This is a genomic window from Psychromonas aquatilis (assembly GCF_038155185.1).
Classification (GTDB): domain Bacteria; phylum Pseudomonadota; class Gammaproteobacteria; order Enterobacterales; family Psychromonadaceae; genus Psychromonas; species Psychromonas aquatilis.
Window position 1 is genome coordinate 1 of record NZ_JBAKAZ010000461.1, and the last position, 209, is coordinate 209.

A 209-nucleotide genomic window follows, 5' to 3' on the forward strand; every position below is an offset into this window, starting at 1 on the left:
CACTTGTTATATAAAGATAATAATCAGGAATACGATCCGTTAAGTTACGAGTAGGTTTATAGTAAGGAACAGCAACGCGAATATCTTCTGGGATGTTCAATCTAGTTTTTCTTTGTAGCTCTTGGATGATGGCAGCGATTGAACGTCCAGTATCAAATACATCATCTACTAACAATAACTTATCATGGTGCTGTAAATTTTTAACAAGG

The 209-nt window shown here is 34.9% G+C and carries 1 pseudogene; it reads right to left on the bottom strand.

Annotation, left to right across the window (positions count from 1 at the left end):
- Positions 1-209: pseudogene (locus tag V6256_RS16165) on the bottom strand (hypoxanthine phosphoribosyltransferase); the annotation flags it as partial.